Below are 8,000 nucleotides of genomic sequence, written 5' to 3'. Positions count from 1 at the left end.
GCTGCTGTTCGGCGTGCTTACTGAGATCAGCATCAGCTCCTACATCATCGACGCGATCATCGGTTTCTCGGTGGTCTACAAGGCGATGGACAACCTGGGGGCCTTCAAGCGCTGGTTCGGTTACCAGCCGAACACCAAAGCCGCGACGCTCGTCTTCGGCCTGCTGCATGGCTTTGGCCTGGCAACAAAGATCCAGGAGTACGAAATCTCGGCCGACGGCCTGATCCCCAACCTCATTGCTTTCAATGTCGGGGTTGAGATCGGTCAGTTGCTCGCGCTGAGCGCCATCCTGATCGTGATGGGCTTCTGGAGAAGAACCGGTGGTTTCTGGCGTCACGCCTACACCGCCAACGTTGCCATGATGAGCGCCGGTTTCCTGCTGATGGGTTATCAGCTGACTGGCCTGATTGTTACCGCTTGAGGATTCTGAACATGTTCAACTCCCCACTTCCTTCGGCAAACGAACTGCCGAGCAGCCGTCAGCTCATTCGATCCACCGCCATCGCCTTCGCTGCCGCGATGGGCCTTCTGGTCACCGTGGTCATGCCTTCGGAGTATGCCGTCGACCCAACAGGTCTGGGCCGAGCCATGGGTCTTACCCAGATGGGCGAGATCAAGATCTCCCTCGCCCAAGAAGCCTTGGCCGATGAGGCCGCTACGAAAGCCGCTGTACCTGCGCCGGCAATACCGGCACCGGTTCCCGAGGCTGCTCCCGCTCCGGCTCCACAAGTTGCAGCGGTGCAGCCTGCCCAGCAAGCAGTGCAGCCAGCGGCAAAAACCGACGAGGTCAGTTTGACCCTCAAGCCAGGCGAAGGGCGCGAGATCAAGCTCGAAATGCGTAAGGGAACTGTCGTTGCATATGAGTGGAATGCTTCGGGACCGGTCAACCACGACACCCACGGTGAAACCTATGACGCGGCCCAGGGCGACTTCCACAGCTACAGCAAGGGTCGTCAGGTGCAAAGCGACAAGGGTGAGCTGACTGCGCTCTTCGACGGCACCCATGGCTGGTTCTGGCGCAACCGTACCACGGGTAACGTCACCATTGTGCTGAACACGACTGGCGACTATCTCAACCTGAAGAAATGACGCGTGGTCGAGGCTCACTAGAAGTGAGCCTCGACCTATCAATTTTTTGATCTCACCACTGTGGAACCTACGACATGACCATCAAACTGCTACGTTCGCTCGCTGTAATCGGTCTCCTCGGCCTGCTCGTCGCATGCGGCGATGCCGAGCCAGAGGTGTCGAACGATAGCGCGGGCCATGGCCACGCTCACGACTGATACCCCGGTTAGAGCCAAGGAAGGCTCTATCTACCGCTCCTCAGGATGACGGTTGATACGTTCGCCAGTCATCCCGCTCGTCTCAAAAATCGCCTGCTGATTACTGGTCTCTTGTATAGGGGGGTGGGGTATGACAATCTCCGCGCCAATATACATAGGGGGAGTATGGTATGGGCCATCTCGCATCGAACAAAGAGGCGCTGCTCAAGCGCGTCAAACGCATTGCTGGGCAGGTGCAGGCAATTGAAAAAGCCCTTCAGGAAGAAGAGGACTGCGCCAAGACCCTGCTACTGGTGGCATCGGCCCGTGGAGCGATGAATGGGTTGCTGGACGAAATCATCAAGGATCACGCCAGGGCGCACGTAGCTCACCCGTCACTTACTGACGAAGAGCGCAGCAAGGGCGTAGAAGAACTCCTGGAAGCCATTCAGCGGTACTCAAAATGACTTCGGACATCCAAGCTATGAGCACGACGGCAACCACCCATGACCATGTTTTTCTCGGTGCCTCCCATGAAGAGAATGCGAAGCGCACGCTCTGGGTCGTGTTGCTGACCGTTGTAATGATGGTGGGTGAGATTGCCGCAGGCTACATCACCGGATCGATGGCCCTACTCGCCGACGGCTTCCACATGGCCACACACGCTGGTGCGCTCGGCATCGCGGCCGCTGCATACGCGTATGCCAAGCGACACGCCACCAACTCTGGGTTCAGTTTTGGTACGGGCAAGGTCGGCGATCTGGGTGGGTTTGCTTCGGCGCTGATCCTGGGACTCGTTGCCCTGGCAGTGGGTGCTGAGTCGATCGTCCGTTTGTTCCAACCGAATGAAGTGCAATTCAGCATCGCGATTGGTATCGCGATAGTTGGCTTGCTGGTGAACATCGTGAGTGCGTTGCTGCTGGGCCACGGGCACAACCATGATCACGGGCATGACCACCACCATCACCACGATCATGGCCACGGGCACGGCGACAACAATCTGCAATCGGCCTATGTGCATGTCCTGGCCGATGCACTGACCTCGGTCCTTGCGATCGTCGCACTGCTGGCGGGCAAATACCTTGGATGGGTCTGGCTCGACCCTGTGATGGGCATCGTCGGCGCCGTTGTTATCGGGCGCTGGTCCTGGAACCTGATGAAAGTGACTGCCGGCGTCCTTCTGGACAAAACTGATGATCACGTAGCGCAGGAAATCCGCGAGTTCATTGAGCAACCGGGTGACGTCCGCATCTGCGATCTTCACGTTTGGCGCGTAGGCCCCGACGCCCACGCCGCTATCGTCAGCGTTGTTGGCAAAGCCGCAACCAGTGTTGAAAGTATTCGTGAGCGGCTGTTGCCGGTTCATGAAATTCGGCACCTGACCGTCGAAATTCACCAAGCCTAATCTGTGGATGCGGGCCGCTGAGGCGGCCTGCACTCACGCGCCACAATCCTGCCCACAGGTAACTCATCCATGGCTTCGCAGATCGAGAACCCTTGTATTTCACTCTGTCAGTTGAAGGGCGATCTCTGTGTAAGCTGCGGACGGTCGAAAGATGAAATCCGCAAGTGGAAGCGCATGAAACGTCCGGAGAAGATGGCCGCCGTACAGAAAGCCAGTGCGCGGCTGAAGGCGCTCAAGAAATAGCACCGACCCAGCGACTCTCCACCGCCCTGGATGGAGGGCGCTATCGCCGTGGCCATTTCCGGTGGAGCTCATCAATGACAAACGAGTGCGCATGAGATTTTCCATCAGCGACATGAGGATGATCTTCCGAAAGATCGTCGTGCTGATGCGACACAACCTCGTGCTCATGGTCGGGATGCCAGATCCATTTGCTCAGTGTCCACGCAAACCCAGCGAGTAGACCTAGGCCAACGAACGCAGCAGTGAGGCTGACGCTGGCTCCCAGCCACCCGGCCAGCGGGTAGGTAATCAGCCAACAAGCATGAGACAAGGCGAACTGCGCCGCGAACAGCGCTGGTCGATCCTGAGCCGAAGAAGATCGACGCAAGATCCGCCCCGACGGCGTTTGTGCCAGGGAATATCCAGCGCCCAGCACCACCCACAGAACAACCAAGGCCGAATAACTGGAGACGAAAGCCCCGATCAGCAAACCAGCCACCAGGATCGCTCCGCCGGCAAGCATGGCCTTACGATCGTCCAGACGCTCAAGAAGTCGCGGAAGCAGCATGGCCACCACCATCGAACCGCCACCGAAAGCCATCAACGCCATGGCCATCGCGCTCTGATCCAGCCCAAGCTTCGCCTGAACCAACACGACCGTATTCACGATAACCATCGCGCTGGCTGCAGCAATTGCGAGGTTCAAGGCCAGGAGGCCGCGCAGGCGCGGGGTACGCAGGAAGATCCGTAGGCCTTTGGTCGTCCGCTCGTAGATGCTCCGCTTGGGCCCGCGAACGGCTACCGGCAATACCGCTGAAACCACCATCGCAGCTGACACGAGGAAACCCACGACGGTGCCACCGAACAGGCTGTGGAAGCTGACCACGGTCAACAGGGCTGCCGCGAGCATCGGGCTAATAACACTCTCCAGGTCATAAGCCAGGCGCGAAAGTGATAGCGCCCGGGTGTACTCACGCTCGTCAGGGAGGATGTCAGGAATGGTGGCCTGGAACGTTGGCGTAAACGCGGCAGATGCAGACTGCAGCACGAAAATCAGCACGTAGATCTGCCAGATCTCGGTGACAAACGGGAGTAACAGCGCCACGGCTGCCCTGACCAGGTCGAGGGAGACCAGCATGGCTTTTCTGGGTAGGTGTTCGGCAAACGCACCGGCAATCGGCGCCACGCCAATGTAGGCCACCATCTTGATCGCGAGCGCAGTGCCCAAGACGGCGCCGGCCTGCGCGCCGGCTAGATTATAGGCCAGAAGCCCAAGCGCTACGGTCGCCAGGCCGGTGCCGATCAAGGCAATCACCTGAGCAATGAACAGGTGCCTGTAAGTGCGGTTTTTCAGGACAGATAGCATGGCACCTCCGTGCACGGCTGGAGGCGATCTCTATCGCCTGAACTTCATCAGATCGACAACAGCGTATCCCCCCCAGGGGGATATGGTCAACGCGATTCCATACGGCTCGACACGCTCGATGAATACCCGTTGCATTTGGACGAAACTGGCTTAATGTAGGAAAAGATACATTTTATGTTGAGTTTTCTACATGATTAGCTGGTCGCTATTGATTTTGGGACTGCCGACAGCAAACGCCACCGAACGAATGCGCGCCTGGAGAACGCTGAAGGCCTCTGGCGCCGCCGTGCTACGCGATGGTGTGTACTTGCTGCCGGAACAAAGCGCGGGCCGCGAAACGTTCGAAGCCGTGGAGCGAGATGTGCTAGCCATCAACGGCACGGCATTTCTGCTGTCGTTGCCAGAACGCGAGGAGCGCTTCAGCGGGCTATTCGACAGAAGCGATGAATACGCCAAGCTGATGGAAGAAATTGCAGGCTGCCGAGCTGACCTATCCCCGGATAATGCGTTGCTGACAGCCCGACAGGTGCGCAAGCTCAGGAAGGCCTTCGGCCAGTTGGCAGCGATCGATTTCTTCCCAGGTGTACTCAAGACCCAAGCCGACGCGGCCCTGCAGGAGCTTGAGACCGCGATTAGCCGCGCTCTGTCTTCTGATGAGCCGAGTGCGCACGATGAGGCGATCAACCAGCTGGAGCGCAGCGAATACCAAGGTCGCCGATGGGCAACGCGAAAACGTCCTTGGGTAGACCGGTTGGCCTGTGCCTGGCTGATCCGTCGCTTCGTTGATGCCGATGCCCAATTCATTTGGTTGGACAGTCCCAGCGACTGCCCAAGCGATGCGCTCGGCTTTGATTTTGATGGGGCCCGATTCAGCCACGTTGGCCAGCGGGTTTCCTTCGAAACCCTCATCGAGAGCTTCGCCTTTCAGCAGCCAGGCCTGGCACGCCTGGCGGGTGTCATCCACTACCTGGATGTGGGAGGCGTACAACCTTCCGAAGCACCCGGTATCGAGCGTGTCCTCGCCGGATTGAGAGAGAGCATTGGCGATGACGATCAACTGACAATGGTCGCAGGAGGCATCTTCGATGGCCTGCTGACGGCTTTCGCAAGCGAGGAAGCCCAAAATGGTTGATACCACCTCCGCAGTAAGTGAACAGCCGCCATCGCAAGCGTCTCAGCAGCCGATCGGTCTGTATGAAGCCTTCCTGTTCTGGCTCAAGTTAGGCTTCATCAGCTTTGGCGGGCCTGCCGGACAGATCTCAGTCATGCATCAGGAGTTGGTCGAGCGTAGGGGGTGGATCAGCGAGAAACGGTTTCTACACGCGCTGAACTACTGCATGTTGCTGCCCGGCCCCGAGGCTCAGCAGCTCGCAACGTATATCGGTTGGCTCATGCACCGCAGCTGGGGTGGGGTAATTGCCGGCGCATTGTTCGTGCTGCCTTCACTGTTCATCCTGATCGGTTTGTCCTGGGTCTATGTCGCCTTTGGCGAGGTGCCGGTAGTCGCGGGCATTTTCTATGGCATCAAGCCGGCGGTCACCGCCATTGTCGTCCACGCTGCACACCGGATTGGTTCACGAGCCCTCAAGAACGGCTGGCTGTGGGCTATGGCCGGCGCCTCGTTCGTCGCTATCTTCGCCCTCAACGTGCCGTTCCCGCTGATCGTGCTGGTGGCCGCCATCATCGGCTATGTGGGGGGCCGCTTCGCACCCGGCAAGTTCGTGATCGGCGGCGGTCATGGGGCCGCGAAGAACAGCTTCGGTCCGGCGCTGATCGATGACGACACCCCAACCCCTGAGCATGCCCGTTTCAGCTGGGGACATCTGGTACACCTGCTGCTGGTCGGTGGAGCGCTGTGGGTGCTGCCCATGGGGTTGCTAACGCTGTCGTTTGGCTGGGACGGCAGCCTGACGCAGATGGGCTGGTTCTTCACCAAGGCTGCACTGATGACGTTTGGCGGGGCGTACGCGGTGCTGCCTTATGTCTACCAGGGCGCTGTCGGTCATTACGGGTGGCTGACGCCAACCCAAATGATCGATGGCCTCGCTTTGGGGGAAACCACGCCAGGGCCACTGATCATGGTGGTTGCCTTCGTCGGATTCATCGGTGGGTACGTGCATCCGATGTTCGGTGCGGAGCACCCGTTCCTTGCCGGTGCAGTCGCGGCGAGCCTCGTGACCTGGTTCACCTTCCTGCCTTCCTTCATCTTCATCCTTGCCGGTGGCCCAGTGGTGGAGTCGACTCACAACGAGATGAAATTCACTGCACCGCTGACAGGCATCACCGCGGCTGTGGTGGGGGTGATCCTGAACCTCGCCATGTTCTTCGGCTACCACGTACTTTGGCCAAAAGGCTTCAGTGGGGCGTTTGACTGGCCTTCAGCGATGATAGCGGTTGCTGCAGCAATTGCCCTATTCCGCTTTAAGCGGGGTGTCATTCAGGTTCTATTCGCTTGCGCCCTGGCAGGCCTGGCAGTCCACATGTTGCGTGGTTGAAACCAACTGCCGGCCGACATCATCGGCCGGTGTTTCATGACCCATCGCCTGCCGGCGGTGGGGTGTCCAATGAAATGGGTAACGCGTGAACGTCCAAAGATCGATCGGATCGCCTGTCCTTGGCTCATCCAGCGCTTCATCGATACAGTCCCGGTTTTCCGCTACGTCCCCAGCAGCGAGGTCTTGCGCGTGGCAAGTGATGAAGGTGCCACGCTCTATGACATTCTAGGGGTAGACCTGAGCCATGTCGGGCCGTTAAGCAGCTTCGACGCCTTCCTCAAGAAGTACCAGCTCGATGATCCCACTCTGGCCAAGCTCGCCGAAATCGTCCGTGGCGCGGACACGTCCAGGCTGGATCTCACGCCCCAGTCGGCGGGGCTTTACGCCATTTCTTTGGGGCTGTTTCGCTGCTACACGGATGACCACGAAATGCTCAAACATGGCCGGATTCTGTAAGACGCCCTCTTTGCATGGTGCCGTGACTGCCACGGTGAAACGCACACCAGGCCACCGCAGATGTAAGAACTCAGCTTGCCGGGCAATGGAAATTTCTTCTGATGACGTATCGGTGGGGCTGCGTCATGAGCTCGCTGTACTGGCCCTTTGCTTGTTTCGCCGCGCAGCCGAGAATCGCTTCCAACCGGACTGTAAGGCCCGATCTAGGACTGTGTGCTGGCAGAGTGAAGAGGGGGCATGAGACAGACTTAGTACCTGTGAACAGGAGAAGCTCGTACCGATTACCTCTGTGTACAAAGATACCATCATAATTTTTCCGGGGTTTTTGCACGATATATCCTTGTGATTTTTCTTTGGCTGAACCTTTGCTGTGACAACCTTTACTGTTGTGACGACCTTTATTAAACGGAAAAGCCCAAGAATTTTTGAAAGATTATGCTTTGTGACAACCTTTATTCTCTCTTCTCCAGGATCAGCGCCCCCGCTCGGCCGCGGAATCCAAGAGCTTTTGTGACAAAGTTTATTAATCCGTAACATCAAAATTGGGTTTAGAGAATTAAAGCTGTCGCAGGAGCCGGTGAGGTCCATCTCATCGTCTCCTGCGAGGCTTCCGGCCCTTCGTCTGAAGCTTCGCCCCTTACCTTTTCTGCTCTTCAGGGACCCGCAACCCGTGCTGTTGCGAATCCAACCTGATGAAATGCCCCTTTCGGATGTTGAACGAAACCTTTACTTACAGTTCCACGACTCTGACTTAGATATTCTGAGGTCTGCGAGAGTTTTGAAGATATTCT

9 protein-coding genes and 1 pseudogene are annotated in these 8,000 nt (G+C 57.9%); 9 read left to right on the top strand and 1 reads right to left on the bottom strand.

What is annotated here, in order from left to right:
• From ACNQP3_RS29000 to ACNQP3_RS28975, 6 genes are all read left to right on the top strand, one after another.
• Nucleotides 1–421, top strand: a 421-nt coding sequence (locus ACNQP3_RS29000; protein ID WP_416470695.1) for a HupE/UreJ family protein, incomplete at its 5' end; no start/stop codon positions are given.
• An 11-nt stretch (nt 422–432) separates the two neighbouring features.
• Nucleotides 433–1,089, top strand: a complete 657-nt coding sequence (locus ACNQP3_RS28995) for a hypothetical protein (protein ID WP_012316915.1) — start codon at nt 433–435, stop codon at nt 1,087–1,089.
• 74 nt (nt 1,090–1,163) lie between these two features.
• Nucleotides 1,164–1,286, top strand: a complete 123-nt coding sequence (locus ACNQP3_RS28990) for a hypothetical protein (RefSeq protein WP_016489889.1) — start codon at nt 1,164–1,166, stop codon at nt 1,284–1,286.
• A gap of 170 nt (nt 1,287–1,456) precedes the next feature.
• Nucleotides 1,457–1,732, top strand: coding sequence for a metal/formaldehyde-sensitive transcriptional repressor (locus tag ACNQP3_RS28985; RefSeq protein ID WP_012316914.1), 276 nt, complete (start codon nt 1,457–1,459; stop codon nt 1,730–1,732).
• Nucleotides 1,729–2,670, top strand: a complete 942-nt coding sequence (dmeF, locus tag ACNQP3_RS28980) for a CDF family Co(II)/Ni(II) efflux transporter DmeF (RefSeq protein ID WP_012316913.1) — start codon at nt 1,729–1,731, stop codon at nt 2,668–2,670. The genes ACNQP3_RS28985 and dmeF overlap by 4 nt, the downstream gene beginning before the upstream one ends.
• Before the next feature lie 69 nt (nt 2,671–2,739).
• A complete protein-coding gene (locus ACNQP3_RS28975) occupies nt 2,740–2,913 on the top strand; it encodes a DUF1289 domain-containing protein (RefSeq protein WP_012316912.1) in 174 nt (57 codons plus the stop codon).
• A gap of 40 nt (nt 2,914–2,953) precedes the next feature.
• Here the strand turns inward: ACNQP3_RS28975 and ACNQP3_RS28970 are convergent, their stop codons facing one another.
• Entirely contained in the window at nt 2,954–4,258 is a 1,305-nt protein-coding gene (locus tag ACNQP3_RS28970; protein ID WP_012316911.1) for an MFS transporter, read from the bottom strand.
• A gap of 190 nt (nt 4,259–4,448) precedes the next feature.
• Here ACNQP3_RS28970 and ACNQP3_RS28965 point away from each other — a divergent pair, with 190 nt between their 5' ends.
• The 3 genes and pseudogenes from ACNQP3_RS28965 (at nt 4,449) to ACNQP3_RS28955 (ending at nt 7,275) form a co-directional block, all read left to right on the top strand.
• A complete protein-coding gene (locus tag ACNQP3_RS28965; protein WP_012316910.1) occupies nt 4,449–5,390 on the top strand; it encodes a chromate resistance protein ChrB domain-containing protein in 942 nt (313 codons plus the stop codon).
• Nucleotides 5,383–6,753, top strand: a complete 1,371-nt coding sequence (gene chrA, locus ACNQP3_RS28960; RefSeq protein ID WP_012316909.1) for a chromate efflux transporter — start codon at nt 5,383–5,385, stop codon at nt 6,751–6,753. Before ACNQP3_RS28965 ends, chrA begins: the two co-directional genes overlap by 8 nt.
• A gap of 69 nt (nt 6,754–6,822) precedes the next feature.
• Nucleotides 6,823–7,275: pseudogene (locus tag ACNQP3_RS28955) on the top strand (chromate resistance protein ChrB domain-containing protein).
• Nucleotides 7,276–8,000: the final 725 nt, after the last annotated feature.

This window comes from Pseudomonas sp. LFS074 (genome assembly GCF_047978165.1).
In the GTDB taxonomy this organism is placed as follows: Bacteria; Pseudomonadota; Gammaproteobacteria; order Pseudomonadales; family Pseudomonadaceae; genus Aquipseudomonas; species Aquipseudomonas putida_P.
The sequence above is the reverse complement of the archived record's forward strand: the minus strand, read 5'-3'. Positions and strand labels throughout refer to the sequence as shown.